This is a genomic window from Microbacterium sp. STRO-2N (assembly GCF_057747775.1).
Genome location: NZ_CM173223.1, coordinates 1,168,281 through 1,185,446, shown reverse-complemented (window position 1 = coordinate 1,185,446; position 17,166 = coordinate 1,168,281). Strand labels below are relative to the sequence as shown.

Genomic DNA, 17,166 nt, shown 5'->3' with positions numbered 1-17,166 from the left:
TCAGTTGCTGCCCTTCTTCTCGTTCGACGCGGTCGCTGCCTTGCTCGCCGGCTCGCCGTTCTCGAAGCCGCGCTCGGTCAGTCGCCGCAGCGCCGCGGTCTTGGTCTGGGCGGCGTCGAGGCTGCCGCCGACCAGTCCGTTGAACCCCACCACGCGCCGCGCGCCGGCGAAGGCCACGAGCGTGACCTCCTTCGTCTCGCCGGGCTCGAAGCGCACGCCGGTGCCGGCCGGGATGTCGAGATGCATGCCCCACGCCTTCTCGCGCTCGAACCTCATCGCCGGGTTCACCTCGAAGAAGTGGAAGTGGGATCCGATCTGCACCGGGCGGTCGCCGGTGTTGGTGACCCGCAGCGTCGCGGACGCGCGGCCGGCGTTGATCTCGATGGTGTCTTCGCCGTGGAGATACTTCGGCTTCCTGCTGACCATGGTGTTCCTTCCTCCGGCTGCCTTGTCAGTGCTCGTGACCGTCGTACGCGTGGACGAGAGCGGAGTTGCCGGCACGGGCATGGGCGCCGTCGTGCGTGTGCGAGTGCGCCGTCCCGTCGGCGTGCGTGTGCGGATGGGGATGCGAGTGGGTGTGCGGATGCGGGTGCGGGTGCCCCGCGTGGCCCCGCTGGCTCTCTTCGAACGCGTGCGAGTGGGCGTAGCCGTGACCGTGGTCGGCGGCGAGTCCGACGTCGACGCCGTCGACACCCGCGGCCAGCGCCGCGAGCGCGTCGCGCACCCGCGTGCGGATCACCCGGTCGATCGCGGCGTGACTCATGAGCGGACCCAGGTCTTCGGCATCCGTCTCGGGAAGCGCCACCGCGAAGCCGGCCGGGACCGCCGCGACGCGACGCGCGCCGAGGAGGCGCGCGCGGTGCACGTGAGCCGACAGCGCCGCGGAATCGTCGGCGATCGCCACCGCGACGTCGGGCAGCGCACCGTGGGCCGCGACGAGGTAGGCGAGACGATGCAGCTCGGCCTCGTCGAAGACGTTCGAGCTCGGCGCGACGACGAGGAGCGCCGTCTCGGGATCGACCGCGCGGGCTCGGTTCGCGGCGGTGCGCAGCCACGCGACGAGATGGTCGGCCTGACCGAACGGCGCCGCCAGGGCGAGACGACCCGGATACCGCGGGCCGAGCCACGCGAGGGTCTTCGCAGCATCGGCGACCATGGTGGGGTTGCGGCCGAACGTCATCGGCAGCACGACGACGGTGTCGCCCGCATCGAGGTGCGCCGAGACGGCGTTGTGCAGCGCCCGGCCGGGAGCGCTCACGCCGATGCGACCGGCGTCCTCGAACCGGGCGAGGTCGGCGCCGTCGGCGCTCTCGTGCCCGCCGACGAGGATCACCCGTGCGGCAGGAGCCGCGGTCACGGAGTCAGCCGCCGATCGGGTCGTGGCACGAGACGAGCTTGGTCCCGTCAGGGAACGTCGCCTCGACCTGCAGCAGCGTGATGCGCTCGCGCACGCCCGCCATGCACTCGTCCACCGTGACCACCGTCTTGCCGAGCTCCATGCACTCGGCGACGGTCTTGCCGTCCCGGGCTCCCTCGAGGATCGCCTCGGTGACGAGCGCCTGGGCTTCGCTCACGTTGAGCTTCGTCCCCCGGTCGCGGCGGCGCCGTGCCAGCTCCGCCACCTGGTAAATGAGCAGTTTGTCGATCTCGCGTGGAGACAGATCCATGTCAACTCCTGCGTCGCGGGGAACTCGTCCCGGCCACCCCGACCTCGGGACCCCCAGGGTCATACTGGCATGAGACTTGCAGTCCCGCGCAAGCATTCGTCGCGTCGATTTCGGCCGGACGATGGACGGCCCGCGGATTTCACGCAGATCGAGTGAGGTGGCTCCGGCGTCAGCGCGTGGCCGCGGACCCGCCTACGGGAGTGCTCGTGTCGAGGCCGGGGCGGGTGGTCCCGGTGGCCGCGACCGTTCCCGGGGCGATGGCGTCGACGAGCGCGAGTATGGCCTGGTTGAGCCGTAGAACTCGGAGCGCCGACAGCTGCGATTCGTCGGAGAGCCCTCGATCGGGATCGAGGTCTTCGAGCGTCTGGAGCCGGCGCGGCAGCGCGCCCGCGAGCACCGCCTGGGCCGCGGCGAAGTTGTCGGCGGTCGCCGCCGCGAGGCGGCGCTCGAAGGCGACGGGAATCCCCGCGGGGCGGCCGGTTCCGAAGTCTCCTGCGGTCCGGCGCACGTCGTACACGATTGACCACAGCGCCGAGAGCTGCGCCTCGACCCCCGTGCGCCTCAGCGAGCCGCCGGCGCTCCGGAGAGGGCGCGCCACCTGCTCGAGCCCGGTGAGGCTGCGCGCCAGGTCGCGCAGCTCGTCGTCGATGCGTGCAGCGCCGCCCGCCGTGTCGCCGGCGCCGCGGGCGAGGACCTGCTGGACGATGGCCGCCGCTCGCGTCAAGACGTCGGCCATGGCGTCGCGCACGCGGGCTCGAGTGCGGGTGGGCAGCACGAGCGCCGACACAGCGACGGCCACGAGCGCGCCGATGAGGGTCTCGACGACCCGGACGGGGAGGGTCTCGACGCGGAGCGTGCCGAGCACGTCGTACACGGTGGCCAGCAGCAGTGTCTGCCAGAACGCCGCCCACACCGACGAGACCGGCCGGAGGAAGGCGATGAAGAACACACTCACCACGAGGAGCGGGATGGCGACCGCCGGACTGTGGCCGGCGAGGATCGCGAGACCGAATCCGACCGTCGCCCCAAGGACGGTGACGACGACGCGCTGCGTCGCCTTGAGCCGCGTCTCGCCGTCCGAACCGCTCACCACCGAGAACGCGGGCATCGCCGCCCAGTACTGGTGGCTCGTCGAGACCAGGCTGCCCAGAAGGAGCGCCAGACCCGTCGAGAGCCCGGCCTGGATCGCCTGGCGCGATGACGTGGACCCCGGAGTCGGTGTGGTGGCCTCGTCGGCGACGCTGTCGACGTCGGCGTGCGCGAGCGGTTGACCGGTCGAGGCTTCCGTCGTCTTCCCGCTGCGCGCCGCATCCAGCTGTCCCGCGGCCGTGCGGAGCTCGAAGATCGCAGCTGCGACTCGACGTGCCTCGATCGGCCCGTCGACGGCCGTCGCCGCGACCGGCGCCGGTGGGGGCGGCGCCGAGCCTGCGTCGGCGAGCCTCGATTCCAAGAAGGTCTGCGCGCTCACGAGGTCGGCAGCCAGCCGTGCGCGCTGCTCGATCGTGATCGCGAAGCTCGCGGCGAGCGGAACCAGCGAGACGAGGTCGTCGGCGGCGAGACGGAGTGCGAACACCCGGACGCGCAACTCGCGAGCCTGCGCGGAGAGCCGGGTCTCGGAATCCGTCTCGTCCAGGTCCCCCGCGATCGCCGCCGCCGTCCTCTGCACCGCGTCCTGCTGCCGGCGTAGCGTCCGCGCCAGACGCCGGTCGGAGCCCGCGCTCGAGACGAGGTCGATCGCAGTGTCGAGGAGGTACGCGATCCGCTGGTTCATCGCGGCGACCGCCGCATCGATGCGGCGGCGCGGCGACGGCCCGGGAATCAGGCCTGCCGCCCAGCCGCATATCAATCCCACCGCGCCCGCGGCGAGCGCGGCCGGGAGTTTCGCGAGGTCGAGGTCGAGCATCAGCCCGAAGTAGTACGCGACGAATCCGAGCTGACCCAGACCCCCGGCCCGTGTGCCGAATCTGCGTAGCCACACGGCCGCCGCCGCGACCACGGCCATCGCGGCCCCCGTCGCGAGCGCGTCGTGCGGAACCACCGCTCCGATCGTGAGCCCGACGACCGTGGGCACCACGGCGAGGAGCCCGATCCAGCGGCGCGTTCCCGGCGGTGCGCCGATCGCCGCTGGCGAGGCGAACAGCGCGATCAGCCCGGCCAGCACCGTCCCGGCGAGCACGTTCGCACCGGTGGCCGACGACAGCGCACCGGCGAGGCCCATCGCGACCACGACGCCGGCGATGGTGCGCCCGGCGCTCGAGAGCCGCACGAGCCCGGGATCGATGAACAGGCCGCGCCGCCGAAGCCACGATCCCCGCGGCCGCGGAGGCCCGCTGCCGGCGTCTGCGGAGCGCGTCGCGCCCACGTCCATCGGCAGGAGCTCGTAGCCTCCGCCCGGGGCGTCGATGGGCACGCCGTCGGGCGTGCTCGCGATCCGGCGGTAGATGGGCTGGTAGTCGAGGTCGCGGCTCACCAGGGCGAGCAGCGACTGCGCCTGGAACTCGAACGGCAGCCACGCCGTGTAGCGACGGTACGCGTCACCGACATCGATCGCGGCATCCGATCGCGTGAGCGCCGCCATGCGACGATCGATCGTGAGGAATCGCACCACCCAGGGATCGAAGCCGCCGACCGCCGCCGGGTGCCCGAACGCGGCGACGGCGTCCGCGAACTGCGGAGCCGTGACAGGAGCCGGAACCGGGCCCGTCGACCAGCGCAGTGCGCGCTGCAGCCGCACGCGGAAATCCTCGAACACCTCGGTCAGCCGCATCAGGCCGGGCTCGGCCGCTGCGTCACTCCCGGTGGGGAGCCCCCATCGCAGCGCGCCGATCACACCGGAGGTCATGGAGAGCGAGTACGGAAGCGAGAACTGGTCGCGACCGCTCTGGAAGTAGTACGCGGCGCGGTTCTGCGAGAGCCCGTGGCCGTACTCGCTCAGCGAGTCGAGGATCGAGTCGAGCTGCCCGTCGAGCCCTCGGGAGCGACCGTCCGGAAAGAACGGCGTCAGCGTCTCGATCGGGTCGGTGATCCCGCGTCCTGCGCGGAAGAAGTTCGCCGAGAGCGATTGGAGGGACTGGATGACGCCGTAGACGCTCCCGAGGAACGTGATGATGAACGACAGCATCAGAACGCTGATCATGGCTTCGGCCACCGTCAGCAGGTTCATCACGGCGGCACCGGGCCCGATGTTGTCGACGCCGACCGTCGAGAACTGACCGAGGCTCAGGTAGAGCGCGCCCCAGAAGTCCGGCTCGACGCCCGTCGACGTCACCAGAGCGCCGGTCATTCCCAAGGCGCCGAAGTAGATGAACGCGAACCCCAGGACGATCCCGGCGACCCACCACAGGATCGTGACGACGATGATGATCCCCGTCACCTGGCGGAGCACCATCGGCCGCCATCGCCGCCCGACGCGCCGGGTGAGCGCGCGCAGCACGATCCACTGCGCCCGCACGATCCGGTCGACGAACAGGCCCGCCTCATCGTAGTTGAGCACCGCGAGGAACGCATCCAGGAGCGTCAGGAGCAGCAGCAGCACCCCGATGACGACCCAGACGACGTCCATGCGGCATACATTATCGGCCGGGTCCTGTTGCACCTACGCCACGCCCCACTAGCATGTGCCCGGGCGCATACGACCGGGGGGCCATGCCGATGGATACGACGACCGCGACTGCTGAGACCACGGATGCCCGGGCGCGCGCCGCGCGGATCTGGTACGGATCGATCGCGGTGGTGGTGGCGATCGCCCTCGTCATCCAGATCATCCTGATCTTCACGGGAGGCCAGGACGCGAACTCGGGCGAGAACGCGACCGGCCCCGTGGGCACGCGCCTGGTGAGGCTGTTCAGCTTCTTCACGATCCAGAGCAACCTGTTCGTGCTCGGCACCTCGATCGCCCTCGCGCTGAACGTGCACCGCGACGGCAGGCTGTGGCGCGTGCTGCGCTTCGACGCGCTGCTCGGCATCATCATCACGGGCCTCGTCTACGAGACGATCCTCGCGCCGCTCGTCCACCTCGAGGGCTGGGCCCTGGTCGCGACGATCGGCTTCCACTACATCTCGCCGTGGGCGACGCTCATCGGATGGCTGATCTTCGGGCCGCGCCCGCGCACGACCTGGGCCACGACCGCGCTCGCCTTCATCTGGCCGCTGCTGTGGCTCGTCTACACGTTCGTCCACGGCGCCATCACCGGCTGGTACCCCTACCCGTTCCTCGACGTGAATACGATCGGGTTCGCCGAGTCGGTCCGCAACTCCGCGATCGTGCTGGTGATCGGCATCATGATCGCCGTCGTGCTGACGTTCATCGACCACCACGTGCCCTCGCTGGTGCGGGATCGCGACCGCGGGCGGGAGCGCGACCGCGAGTCGGTGGGCGCCTGACAGATGCCCGATCGACCGGCGCCTCACCGGAAGTCGCGCGCACGGTGGTGCACGCCCACGCGGAGATCCTCGAACCGGTCGGCGACGATGTTGATCACCCCCTCGGGTGAACGCTCCAGGATCCCCCGCGCGATGAGCGCCGGCGAATCCCGCACGATGCGGCGGTAGCGGTTCCACACCCCCACCGAGCACACGATGTTCACGAGGCCGTGCTCGTCCTCGAGATTGATGAAGGTGACTCCGGATGCCGTGGCCGGCCGCTGCCGGTGCGTCACGAGCCCTGCGACCTCGATGCGCCTTCCGGTCTCGTGCGCCCGCAGCTCTCCTGAGGTGAGAACTCCGCGCGCATCGAGCCCGGAGCGGTAGTGGGTCATCGGATGGTCGTCGGTGGAGACACCGGTCGCCCACAGGTCGGCCGCGAGGATGTCGTAGCTGCTCGGGTCGGTGAACAGCGGCGGCTGCACCGCGATGAGCGAGTCGGGCAGGAACTCGGGCCGGTCCTGCGCGGCGGAGCCCGCGAGCCAGATCGCCTCGCGACGGCTGATCCCCAGGCACTCGAACGCTCCCGCGGTGGCGAGCGCCTCGAGCTGCGCGGCGGTCACGCTCGTGCGGCGCACCAGATCGCGCAGGTCGCGGAACGGGCCTTCGGCCTCGCGCGCCGCGACGATGCGCTCCGCCACCTTCGTGCCGATCCCCTTGACGCCCGCGAGCCCCAGCCGCACCGCGAAGCGCCCGTCGCGGCGATGCGCCGCCGTCTCGTCGGGCTCGTCGATGTCGAACTCTCCGACCGGAGGCTGGTGGCGGTCGAGGCACGAGTCCAGGCCGGTCGGCACTGAATCGGTCACCGGCTCGAGCAGCGCCTCGACCCCGGATGCGTGCAGGTCGGGCCGGCGGACGTCCACGCCGTGCCGGCGCGCATCCGCGACGAGCGACGCGGGCGAGTAGAAGCCCATCGGCTGCGCCCGCAGCAGCCCCGCGAGGAACGCGGCCGGATAGTGCAGCTTGATCCACGAGCTCGCGTACACCAGCAGTGCGAATGACAGCGAGTGCGACTCGGCGAACCCGAAGTTCGCGAACGCCTGGATCTTCGCGTAGATCGCGTCCGCGGCATCCCCCACCAGGCCGTTCTCGGCCATGCCCGCGTACAGCTTCTCTTTCAGGGAGTCGATCCGCTCGATCCCCCGCTTCGAGCCCATCGCGCGCCGCAGCAGGTCGGCGTCCTCACCCGTGAGGCCCCCGATGACCATGCCCATCTGCATGAGCTGCTCCTGGAACACCGGGATGCCGAGCGTGCGCTCCAGCACGGGCTTCAGCTTCTCGTGTGGATACGTCGTCGGCTCGAGCCCCATCTTGCGCCGCACGAACGGATGCACCGCCCCACCCTGGATCGGCCCCGGGCGGATGAGCGCGATCTCGATCGCGAGGTCGTAGAACTCGCGCGGCTGCAGACGCGGCAGCAGCCCCATCTGCGCGCGCGACTCGACCTGGAACACGCCGATCGCATCCGCGCGGCACAGCATGTCGTAGACCGCCTTCTCCTCCTTCGGGATCGTCGAGAGCTCCCAGTCCTCCCCCGTCGACGCCCGGATCATGTCGAAGCAGTACTGCAGCGCAGCCAGCATCCCCAGGCCCAGCAGGTCGAACTTCACCAGGCCCATCCACGCGGCGTCGTCCTTGTCCCACTGGATCACCGTGCGGTTCTCCATGCGCGCGTGCTCGATCGGCACCACCTCGCCCACCGGCCGGTCGGTGAGCACCATGCCGCCGGAGTGGATGCCGAGGTGACGCGGCGCCTTCAGCAGCTCGCCGGCGAACTCGATCACCTGATCGGGGATGTCGTGCCCCGCGCCCGTCTCGATGAGCGCGCCCCAGCCCTCCACCTGCTTCGACCACGCGTCCTGCTGTCCCGGCGAATGCCCGAGCGCCTTCGCCATGTCGCGGATGGCGTTCTTCGGCCGGTACTGGATGACATTCGCGACCTGCGCCGCGCGATCCCGCCCGTACTCCTGGTAGACCCACTGGATGATCTCCTCACGGCGATCCGAGTCGAAGTCGACGTCGATGTCGGGCTCCTCGTCGCGCAGCGACGACAGGAACCTCTCGAACGGCAGGTTGTAGAAGATCGCGTCGACCGCGGTGATGTCGAGCAGGTAGCAGACGGCGCTGTTGGCGGCGGAGCCACGACCTTGACACAGGATGCCTCGGCGCCGGGCCTCCTGCACGATGCCGTGGACGATCAGGAAGTAGCCCGGGAAGTCCTTCATCTCGATCACGCCGAGCTCCCGCTCGATGCGCTCGCGGTCCTTCTCCCGCAGATCCGGGTACTTGCGGGGCACTGCCTCCCACACGAGCGTGCGCAGCCACGACATCGGCGTGTGCCCCTCGGGCACCTTCTGCTTGGGCAGTGCGGGCTTCGCGCGCCGCAGCGGGAAGGCGAGCTCGTCGGCGAGCGTCACGGTGCGGGCCACGGCATCCGGGAACCGGACGAACCGCTCCGCCATCTCGGCCCCCGAGCGCAGGTGCGCCCCCGCGTGCGCGGGCAGCCAGCCGTCGAGCTCGTCGAGGCCGCGGTTCGCCCGCACGGCGGCGACGGCGGCCGCCAGCAGCTGGCGCTGCGGCACCGCGTAATGCACGTTGTTCGTCGCCAGGAGCGGCAGACCGCGCTCGCGCGCGAGCCCCGCGAGCGCGTCGTTGTCACGCGTGTCGAGCGGGTTGCCGTGGTCGATGAGCTCGACATGCACGGCATCGCGCCCGAACAGCTCGACCAGCCGGTCGAGCTCGCGGGCCGCGGCATCCGTCCCCGCCTTGCCCGGCGCCGAGGCCAGCGCGCGACGCACCGCTCCCTTGCGGCACCCGGTGAGGACCGCCCAGTGCCCTCCGCCCTGCGCCGCGAGCTCGTCGAGGTCGTAGACCGGACGCCCCTTCTCGGCGCCCCGCAGCTGTGCGTGCGTGATGGCACCCGCGAGCCGGTGATAGCCCTCCTCGCCGCGGGCGAGCACGAGCAGATGCGCGCCGACCGGGTCGGGCTCGCCGTTCTGCGGCTTCGGAAGCTCGAGCGACAGCTCGGCGCCGAAGACCGTCTTCAGGTCGAGCGCCTCGGCCGCCTCGGCGAAGTGCACGATGCCGTAGAAGCCGTCGTGATCGGTGACCGCGAGCGCGTGCAGCCCCAGGCGCTCCGCCTCCTCGGCGAGCTCCTCGGGAGAGGACGCCCCATCCAGGAACGAGAACGACGAGTGCGCGTGCAGCTCGGCGTACGGGATCGTCTCAGCCGGACGCTCGATCTTCGGCGGCACATACGGTCCGCGCTTGTGCGACCACGCCGGGCTGTCGCCCCCGTCGGCGCCCACCGGCCGGGCGTCGGGGCGACTCCGGCCGCTCAGCACGCGCTCCATCTCGGACCACGGCACCCCGGGATTGTTGAAGCCCATCAGCCCGGCCCCCTAGTCATAGACGGCCTCCGCCGTCCAGGCGTCGCCCTCGCACACCAGCAGCCACGCGCCGCCGTCGGCGTCGACGACCTGGAACCGGTGCGCGCGACGCGCACGCGCGGCATCCCATCCCCTCTCGACCACCGGCCACGGTCCCGCCCACGCCTCGATCGCCCGCCGCCGGCCGCCCTCGATGAGGAACGCCGGCACCGCCGAGACGCTGCCGCGCTCGTCGACGTCGACGAGCTCGCCGCCGAGCGCCCGGACGTCGATCGGCACCGGATCGGAGAACACCGTCGCCGGCAGCGGATCCGGAAGGCTCCCCGGCCACGGCCTCGCACGCTGCGCTGCGAGACTGTCGGCGCCGCGCGGGTTGCGATCGCGCTCATGCCGGTCGCCCCACGGCACGAGCACCTGCCGCTCAGCCAGCCACCGCCCGCCGCCGATCGCGGGAGTCAGCACCCCGCGGTGCCCGAGCATCGCCTGCACGCGCGACAGCGCATGGTGCACGCGCTCCTCGGGTCCGCCCCCGAAGATCGCCGGGGCGTGATGGGATGCCGCGTCCACCGCCTCGGGCGAGATCCGCACCAGCGTCACCCCGCTGCGCAGGCCACCGCCGTCGGCGCCGACGTCTTCGGCCAGCTGCCAGCGCACGCGGTCGACGACGGCGGCCGCGTCGAACGAGCCCGGATGCAGCCACACCCGCTCGCTGCGCTCGCCCCGATCGCCGACGAGCTCGACGCGCAGCTCGGTGCAGACGATATCGACCGCACCCAGGCCCGCGACGAAGTCGTCGGCGGTCACGCGCATCGCGAACGCCACCTGGTCGGCGATCTCGAGCGGCGGCTCGAACGCGACCTCGCGCTGCAGCTCGGGCGGCGGGGTGCGGGGCTCGACAGGACGAGAATCGCGGCCCGCGGCGAGCGCGTGCAGCCGCACCCCCCGATCACCGAAACGCTCGCGCACCCGATCGGCGTCCATCGCCGCGAAGCCGCCGAGGGTCTGAACCCCCAGTCGCGCGAGCAGGCCCACGAGGTCGCCCGCGTCGTCGACCGCACGCGAGGGACCCGCGTCGAGCACCGCCACCGACAGCGGCGCGAGGAACCCCGCGGCACCGCCGGCGGGCACGACGAACACGGGAGCATCCGGCGCCGTCGCGTTCGTGGCCGCCTGCTCCGCCGTGAACGGACCGTCGGCGATCCCCGCCCTGACGTCGTCGAACCCCTGCTCGCGCAGCGCGTCGATCAGCACGCGCGCCGCCTCGGCCTCGCCGCCGTAGTATCGCGCAGGACCACGGGCGCGCAGCGCGCAGAGCCCCGGACGCACCAGCTGCACCCCCGGCGCCTTCTTCTCGACGAGCGACACGACGGGAGCGAACGCGCGATGATCGCGCGCGGCATCCGCGGCCACCACCCGCAGCCGAGAGCAGCGCGCCTGCGCGTCGCGCCGGCGCTGCCCCCGCCGCACTCCCTCAGCCCGCGCCGACGCCGAGCACGCCACGACGAGATTGCGCTCGACGACGGCGATCGGGCGCTCCCGCGAGGCATCGGGTCGCGTGGCTGCCGCCTCCTCTTCGCGAAGCAGCGCCGTGATCGGCCAGTCGGGCAGCCACAGCACCAGGCTCCGCACGGGTGTCGTGGGGATCATGTCACCCCACCGCCCTGTGGACGGGGAGAGAGGCCTCGAACGCGAGGAGCTCGGCGTCGCGACCCTCGACCGGCCGCAGCCGCTCGACGGGACGCACCCGCTCGGACGCGGCGGAGACCTGCCCCGCGGCATCCGGAAGCAGCACCCGCGCGCGCCGGGACCGCGGCCACCGCCTGCTCGAGGAGGTGAGCATCACCTCGCGCGCCGCGAGATACCCGTGCCCCCGGCCGACGCCCTCCCACGCCGGCTCGCCGATGTCGAGCACGGCCTCGGCCTGCGGCCACGGCCCCTGCACGAGCAGCACGGCGCCCCGGTCGCGCAGCCGTGCCGCCAGGCGCGACACCTCGCCATCGGCCGCACGGCCCGACGGACGCACCGCCACCACCGGCAGCACCTCGGCCACGGTCGCGGTCACCGCGAGCCAGCGCGCGCCCGGGTCGGGGATGAGCACGAGCCGCGACAGATCGACCCCGATCCCCTCGGCGGCCTCGACGCCGAGCCGCGGCATCCCGACGACCCCGCACCACGACCCGGACTGCGAGGGCTGCGCCAGCAGCGCCAGGAGCAACGAGGTCGACCGCGGGATCGAGTAGGCCGAACCCGGGCGCAGCCCGCCCCCCGGGAGCAGCGACGCGAGGGCGGGCAGCACCGGCAGCACCGGGGCGCCGAGCCGGCGGCCCTGCACGCGCTCGAGCTGCGCCCGCAGCCGGGCGACCTCGGTCGCCGGGTTCTGCTCGACCGACTCTTGCACGTGCTGTGCTGTGAGCTGCACGACCGCCCTCATTCCCACAGGCTAGAACAGATGTTCTAGATCCTCAACCGCAGGGAATGAGAATACCGCCCTCTTCCGACAGTTATGTTCGAGAGTTCACGAGCCTGCGACGGTCGCCGAGAGAGACCTCGGGATCCCGCCGCGCAGGCATCGCTCCGAGCGTGATCCCTGCGAGGACGAGTACGACCCCCACCGCCTGCGGCACCCCGAACGTCTCCCCCGCGATCGCGACGCCCAGCACGACGCCCGTGACCGGATTGAGGAGGCCGACCAGGCCGACCACACCGGGCGAGAGATGACGCAGTCCCGCGAACCACGCGACATACGCCAGCGCCGTCGCGACGAGCGTGACATACACGAAGCCCAGCGCCGACGACACCGTGAGCGCCGGCGGGCCGCCCTCGACGACCAGCGCGGCGGGGATCAGTACGACCGACCCGCCGATCAGCTGCCACGCCGTCATCGGCAGCGCCGGCACGTCCGAGCCCCAGCGCGAGGTCAGCACGAATCCCAGCGACGACGCCACCATCGCCCCGAGCGATGCGGCGACGCCCCACGGGTCGGCTCCACCGCCATCGAAGCCGAGCATCACGACTACCCCGACGAGCCCGATCGCCGCGCCGAGGGCGGCCGCGAGCCGCGGGCGTCGGTGCAGCAGCAGCCACGCGAAGAGCATCATGCACGCGGCGGATGCCGACATGAGGGTCGAGGCCAGGCTCGAAGGCAGTCGCTGCCCGGCCACATAGACGAGGACGAAGAACCCGCCGACGTTGAGCGTGCCGAGCACGAGCGACCGCCACCACCACGATCCCCGCGGCAGCCGGCGCGCGATCAGCAGCACGACGAGCCCGGCGGGGAGCGCCCGCAGCACGCCGCCCCACAGCGGCGCCTCAGGGGGCAGCAGGTGGCGCGTGACGACGTACGTGCTGCCCCACGCGATCGGAGCGATCGCGGTCAGGAGAATCCAGGCCCATCGTTTATCTTCCACGGAAGACACTTTATCTTACCGGGAAGATAAGCTGAATGCATGGCCGACAGTGCTCCCCATCACACACCGCTGGACCGCGTCGGCGAGATCCAGCAGGCGTGGCGGCGGGAGCGGCCCGACCTCGATCCCTCACCGCAGGGCGTCATCGGCCGCCTCCATCGTGTGGCCCTCGAGCTCACCGAACGGCTGGTCGCCGTCTACGGCGAATACGGCCTGACCGAGGGCGAGTTCGACGTCCTCGCGACGCTCCGCCGCGCCGGCGAGCCCTATGAGCGGGCCGCCGGCGAGCTCGCCGACCACACGCTGGTGACCACCGGGGGTCTCACCAAGCGCGTCGACCGGCTCGAAGCCCGCGGGCTCGTCGAGCGGCGGGCGGCGGCATCCGACGCCCGCCGTCGCCTGGTGCGCCTCACCCCGCAGGGGAAGGACCTCATCGACCGCGCCTTCTCCGCGCACCTCGCGAACGAGCACCGTCTCCTCGAGGAGCTCGGTGAGACGGATGCCTCGGCCATCGAGTCGATCCTCACCCGCTGGCTGCGGATCCTCGACGAACGCTGACGCCCGCGAGCGATGTCACGCCGCGAGGGCGAGGTACGGCTCCCAGCGCGGGTCGGTGCGCTCCGTGCCGCGGACCGTCCACTGCCCGCCGCGCGGCGGCAGCGGCGTGAAGCGCAGCTCCCAGTCCATCTCCTGCGGCGTCCGGTCGCCCTTGACGTTGTTGCAGCGCAGGCAGCACGCCACGAGGTTCTCCCACGAGTCGGCGCCGCCGCGCGAACGGGGCAGCACGTGGTCGATCGTCGACGCCGCCTTGCCGCAGTAGGCGCAACGGTGATTGTCGCGTCGCAGCACACCCCGCCGCGTCACCGGCACGTGACGCCCCCCGGGCACGCGCACATAGCGCGTCAGGATGATCACGGCCGGGCGTTGATAAGAGCGTCTGGTCCCCCACACCGGATCGGTCTCGGTGTGTTCCACGACGGTGGCCTTCTCGTTCATCACGAGCACGAGCGCCCGCTTGAACGACACGACGGCGAGCGGCTCATAGCCCGCGTTCAGCACCAGAGTGCGCATTGATCATCCTCTCGAACGGCCGGGACGGCTTCCCGGTGATTCGAATCGTTCGACGATCGAGGGCTCAGGGGCATGAAAAAAGGCGCTGTCTCACAGACAGCGCCCTGGCGCCACGGCAATGCCGCGGCATCCGCTCGTGCAATGCCGAAGGACGAGGCGTCCGAGCGCATCCGTGGTTCGGATGCGTGGTGTGCAGCCCATCGGCTCCCTCCGCTCTCTCAGCGTCGGCTCTCAGGCTAACGCACGTCCGGCGGAGGAGGGTCGCAACCGCCGTGAACGGCGCGTAGCGTGTCGGCGAACGGAAGCTCCCCGCACCCGGTGGAAGGGTGCGGGGAGCGTCAGCAGAAAGGTTCGGGCTCAGGACTCGACGGGCTCAGCCGGCGTTGGTCTGCAGCCACGCCCACGGGTCGACGACCGAGCCGTTGATGTGCACCTCGAAGTGCAGGTGGCATGCGGTCGAGCTGCCCGTGCTGCCGACGAGGCCGATGAGCTGGCCCGCCTCGACCGTCTGGCCCGAGACCACCTGGCGGCTGCCGTAGGTCATGTGGCCGTACAGGGTGTTCACGCGCTGGCCGCCGATGACATGGTCGATCGTGACCGCGACGCCGTAGCCGCCGTGGCTCTCCTGCGAGATCTTGACGACGCCCGCGGCCGCCGCGTAGAGCGGAGTGCCGCAGCCGGCCAGCAGGTCGACGCCCTGGTGATACCCCGAGTCCCACAGGCCGCGGCCCTTGGTGAAGTTCAGGATGGGCCAGCGCACCTCTCCGGTTCCGGGCGACGTGAGCGCGATGTTCGTCCCGATCGACGACGCCGAGGCGAGCTTCGCCATCTGCCGGGCGCGCTCGGCGGCGGCCTCCTCGGCCTTCTTCTTCTCGATCTCCTCGGCCGTGGTGGCCGAGTAGCTCTCACGCGAGAGCTGGGTCGAGGTCGCGTCGGACGCGGCGACGAACTCCTGCGCGTCATCCACCGCCATCTGCTGAAGCGTGACGGCCTCGGCCTCGGTGCGCCACGACCCGGAGGCGAACGCGGGGATCGCCACGGTCGCGACGAGTCCGCCGACCATGCTCAGGATCACGAGACTGCGCAGCGGCTTGGCGACGCGACCCGCCTTCTTGGGCGGGGTGGAACGCGCGACGGATGCCGTGGGTGCGGTGTTCGCAGGCACGCCGCTGTGCGGTCGCCGCGCGGGGGTCTTGCGATGGCGCTCGCGACGAGCGGGGCTCGTCGCGGCGGTCTCTGACGCGTTCGCGTGCGACTCGATATGTTCAGCCAAACTGGTCCTCCGGCGCCTCTGCGCCAGGAGGCGCTGGCTCGTCAGCACTCGGTGTCGGGGCACGATGTGCGGGCTTCACCACGTGTGGACGACGAGCCGGTGAGGCAATCCACGCGGGGTCCGGTCGGCGGGCTTCTCGCCTGGTGGACTTCTTGAGGCTACCCGAAGGTAACGAATAAGTCACGCCACACGCCTGGCAACTCCCTGGAGGGACAATGGCGACCGTCTCGGTCAGCGCGCCTCGTCGACGAGGAAGATGTGCGACGCGACCTCGATCGGAAGCTCGAGGCCCTCGTCGCTCCCGTGCATCTGCACCAGCACGTAGCCCTCGCTGTAGCGGTAGTCGCCGCTCGCGCCGGGCACGACGCCTGCGCCCTTCAGCTGCTGCAGCAGCTCGGGGTCGACCTGGGCGGGCTCGGCGAGCCGGCGGACCGTGCCGCTGATCGGCTCGCCCGCGTCGTTGAGTCGCCGCACCAGGCCGACGACACCCTGCTCGAAACCGTTCGCGGGCACGTCGCCCAGCTGGTCGAGTCCCGGGATGGGGTTGCCGTACGGCGATTCGGTGGGGTGCCCCAGCAGCTCGACGAGCCGTCGCTCGACCTGCTCGCTCATCACGTGCTCCCACCGGCAGGCCTCTTCGTGGACGTACGCCCAGTCGAGGCCGATGACATCCGACAGCAGGCGCTCGGCGAGGCGGTGCTTGCGCATCACGTCGACGGCCTTCTGCCTGCCGGTGTCGGTGAGCTCGAGCGTGCGGTCCTCGGAGACCACGACGAGGCCGTCGCGCTCCATGCGGCCGATCGTCTGCGACACGGTCGGACCCGAGTGGCCGAGGCGCTCCGAGATGCGCGCCCGCAGCGGAACGATGTTCTCCTCTTCGAGCTCGAGGATCGTGCGCAGGTACATCTCGGTGGTGTCGATCAGGTCGGTCATGTCGCGGTGTCCTCGGTGTCAGAAGGGGCAAGGACAGCCTATCTTCTGCCGCCGACGCCGGCGCTGCGGGCCAGGGTTGACCGGCCGTCCACCGGAGAAATGTCGTTCCCCAGGACGACCCGTGCGAAACGATCCTGTCGAGGCTCCCTTCGCCTGAGGAGCGCACATCACGCAACACGGTGGAGCCCCTGTGCGACCGCGCGCATGACCAGGTCCTGGACCTCGTGCCACCGGTCGACCACCTGCGGGTACGTCACCCGGATGACGTGGTAGCCGAGAAGCATCAGAGCGGCGTCGTGCGCGACGTCTTCGGCACGCTGCCGCCCGACGTGGTGCCCGCCGTCGATCTGCAGAGCGAGCCGGTCGCCGATGAGGAAGTCCACTCGGTGTCCTCGGATCCAGATCTGCGGCCTGATCGGCAAGCGCATCCATGCCAGCCGCGGCACGATGAACGACTCGAGTCCGGAGTCCGAGTACGGCGCCGCGCACTCGAGCAGCCGCCGGGCCGCGGGCTTCAGCGGAAGGCGCGCGAGCTCCTCCTTCTGCACCAGGCCCCCGTTCAGCGCCGACTCCCAGATCGCGAGCGCGGCCTCGTGCGGCTGGCAAGTGGCGACGATGAGGAGGGTGTTCAGGATGCCGTCCTCAAGAGCCCCCGGCGGGCGGGGCACGGCGGGACTGCACCAATGCACCCTCGCCCTCGGCAGATCGAGGCGCGAGGCCGTCGGCGGCGCGCCGACGTGCGGGCGATCCTCGGCGAGCACCCAGAGTCCGAGGCGACGCGCGCTCGTGATGCAGGTCAGCACGACACCGGCCCGAGCCGCCGCGACGAGCTGGCGATCGGCATCGGGGACTGCGATCCACCCGCGTCGGGGCGACACGAGCCGGCCTGCTGCCACCGCGGCGCTGACGGCGGCGCGGCGGAATCCGGCGTCCCGCACGGCGGAAGTGCGAGCGAGGCCGCCGGCACCGCGTACGAACACGAGAAGTGCATCCATGAACAGAAC

General features: G+C 71.4%; 14 protein-coding genes. 2 read left to right on the top strand and 12 right to left on the bottom strand.

Going from position 1 to position 17,166, the window contains the following annotated elements; translation table 11 throughout:
- The 4 genes from AC3ANN_RS05380 to AC3ANN_RS05365 form a co-directional block, all read right to left on the bottom strand.
- Positions 1-426 carry an urease subunit beta gene (locus AC3ANN_RS05380; protein ID WP_488339963.1) on the bottom strand — a complete coding sequence of 142 codons (426 nt, stop codon included), beginning with the start codon at positions 424-426 and terminating at the stop codon, positions 1-3.
- Positions 427-451: 25 nt separating this feature from the next.
- Positions 452-1,357 (bottom strand): sirohydrochlorin chelatase, encoded by a 906-nt coding sequence (locus AC3ANN_RS05375; protein ID WP_488339962.1) that lies wholly within the window; start codon positions 1,355-1,357, stop codon positions 452-454.
- Positions 1,358-1,361: 4 nt separating this feature from the next.
- Positions 1,362-1,667 carry an urease subunit gamma gene (locus tag AC3ANN_RS05370; protein ID WP_488339961.1) on the bottom strand — a complete coding sequence of 102 codons (306 nt, stop codon included), beginning with the start codon at positions 1,665-1,667 and terminating at the stop codon, positions 1,362-1,364.
- A 169-nt stretch (positions 1,668-1,836) separates the two neighbouring features.
- On the bottom strand, positions 1,837-5,229 hold the full coding sequence (locus tag AC3ANN_RS05365) for an FUSC family protein (protein WP_488339960.1): 3,393 nt from the start codon (positions 5,227-5,229) through the stop codon (positions 1,837-1,839).
- A gap of 89 nt (positions 5,230-5,318) precedes the next feature.
- On the opposite strand from AC3ANN_RS05365, the gene AC3ANN_RS05360 reads away from it, so the two are divergent.
- Positions 5,319-6,050: a Pr6Pr family membrane protein gene (locus AC3ANN_RS05360; protein WP_488339959.1), complete on the top strand. Its 732-nt coding sequence runs from the start codon at positions 5,319-5,321 to the stop codon at positions 6,048-6,050.
- Positions 6,051-6,073: 23 nt separating this feature from the next.
- On the opposite strand, the gene AC3ANN_RS05355 is transcribed toward AC3ANN_RS05360, so the two are convergent.
- The 4 genes from AC3ANN_RS05355 to AC3ANN_RS05340 all read right to left on the bottom strand — a co-directional run bounded on the left by AC3ANN_RS05355 (position 6,074) and on the right by AC3ANN_RS05340 (position 12,885).
- Positions 6,074-9,478: an error-prone DNA polymerase gene (locus tag AC3ANN_RS05355; protein ID WP_488339958.1), complete on the bottom strand. Its 3,405-nt coding sequence runs from the start codon at positions 9,476-9,478 to the stop codon at positions 6,074-6,076.
- A 12-nt stretch (positions 9,479-9,490) separates the two neighbouring features.
- Positions 9,491-11,125: a DNA polymerase Y family protein gene (locus AC3ANN_RS05350; RefSeq protein ID WP_488339957.1), complete on the bottom strand. Its 1,635-nt coding sequence runs from the start codon at positions 11,123-11,125 to the stop codon at positions 9,491-9,493.
- A 1-nt stretch (position 11,126) separates the two neighbouring features.
- Positions 11,127-11,909, bottom strand: coding sequence for a hypothetical protein (locus tag AC3ANN_RS05345; protein ID WP_488339956.1), 783 nt, complete (start codon positions 11,907-11,909; stop codon positions 11,127-11,129).
- Between the two features lie 70 nt (positions 11,910-11,979).
- Positions 11,980-12,885 (bottom strand): DMT family transporter, encoded by a 906-nt coding sequence (locus AC3ANN_RS05340; protein WP_488339955.1) that lies wholly within the window; start codon positions 12,883-12,885, stop codon positions 11,980-11,982.
- Between the two features lie 39 nt (positions 12,886-12,924).
- Between AC3ANN_RS05340 and AC3ANN_RS05335 the strand changes: the two genes are divergently transcribed.
- Positions 12,925-13,443: a MarR family winged helix-turn-helix transcriptional regulator gene (locus AC3ANN_RS05335; protein ID WP_488339954.1), complete on the top strand. Its 519-nt coding sequence runs from the start codon at positions 12,925-12,927 to the stop codon at positions 13,441-13,443.
- Positions 13,444-13,458: 15 nt separating this feature from the next.
- On the opposite strand, the gene AC3ANN_RS05330 is transcribed toward AC3ANN_RS05335, so the two are convergent.
- From AC3ANN_RS05330 to AC3ANN_RS05315, 4 genes are all read right to left on the bottom strand, one after another.
- Positions 13,459-13,956, bottom strand: coding sequence for an HNH endonuclease (locus AC3ANN_RS05330; protein ID WP_488339953.1), 498 nt, complete (start codon positions 13,954-13,956; stop codon positions 13,459-13,461).
- A gap of 373 nt (positions 13,957-14,329) precedes the next feature.
- Complete coding sequence (locus AC3ANN_RS05325) at positions 14,330-15,277, bottom strand: M23 family metallopeptidase (RefSeq protein WP_488339952.1); 948 nt, start codon at positions 15,275-15,277, stop codon at positions 14,330-14,332.
- 183 nt (positions 15,278-15,460) lie between these two features.
- Positions 15,461-16,162, bottom strand: a complete 702-nt coding sequence (locus tag AC3ANN_RS05320; protein ID WP_488339951.1) for an iron-dependent transcriptional repressor DtxR — start codon at positions 16,160-16,162, stop codon at positions 15,461-15,463.
- Positions 16,163-16,329: 167 nt separating this feature from the next.
- Complete coding sequence (locus AC3ANN_RS05315; RefSeq protein WP_488339950.1) at positions 16,330-17,157, bottom strand: endonuclease domain-containing protein; 828 nt, start codon at positions 17,155-17,157, stop codon at positions 16,330-16,332.
- Between the last annotated feature and the right edge of the window lie 9 nt (positions 17,158-17,166).

Coding starts and splice junctions, on each gene's coding strand:
- AC3ANN_RS05380 (WP_488339963.1), bottom strand. CDS start 426: ATGGTCAGCAGGAAGCCGAAGTATCTCCACGGCGAAGACACCATCGAG.
- AC3ANN_RS05370 (WP_488339961.1), bottom strand. CDS start 1,667: ATGGATCTGTCTCCACGCGAGATCGACAAACTGCTCATTTACCAGGTG.
- AC3ANN_RS05365 (WP_488339960.1), bottom strand. CDS start 5,229: ATGGACGTCGTCTGGGTCGTCATCGGGGTGCTGCTGCTGCTCCTGACG.
- AC3ANN_RS05360 (WP_488339959.1), top strand. CDS start 5,319: ATGGATACGACGACCGCGACTGCTGAGACCACGGATGCCCGGGCGCGC.
- AC3ANN_RS05355 (WP_488339958.1), bottom strand. CDS start 9,478: ATGGGCTTCAACAATCCCGGGGTGCCGTGGTCCGAGATGGAGCGCGTG.
- AC3ANN_RS05350 (WP_488339957.1), bottom strand. CDS start 11,125: ATGATCCCCACGACACCCGTGCGGAGCCTGGTGCTGTGGCTGCCCGAC.
- AC3ANN_RS05345 (WP_488339956.1), bottom strand. CDS start 11,909: ATGAGGGCGGTCGTGCAGCTCACAGCACAGCACGTGCAAGAGTCGGTC.
- AC3ANN_RS05335 (WP_488339954.1), top strand. CDS start 12,925: ATGGCCGACAGTGCTCCCCATCACACACCGCTGGACCGCGTCGGCGAG.
- AC3ANN_RS05330 (WP_488339953.1), bottom strand. CDS start 13,956: ATGCGCACTCTGGTGCTGAACGCGGGCTATGAGCCGCTCGCCGTCGTG.
- AC3ANN_RS05320 (WP_488339951.1), bottom strand. CDS start 16,162: ATGACCGACCTGATCGACACCACCGAGATGTACCTGCGCACGATCCTC.
- AC3ANN_RS05315 (WP_488339950.1), bottom strand. CDS start 17,157: ATGGATGCACTTCTCGTGTTCGTACGCGGTGCCGGCGGCCTCGCTCGC.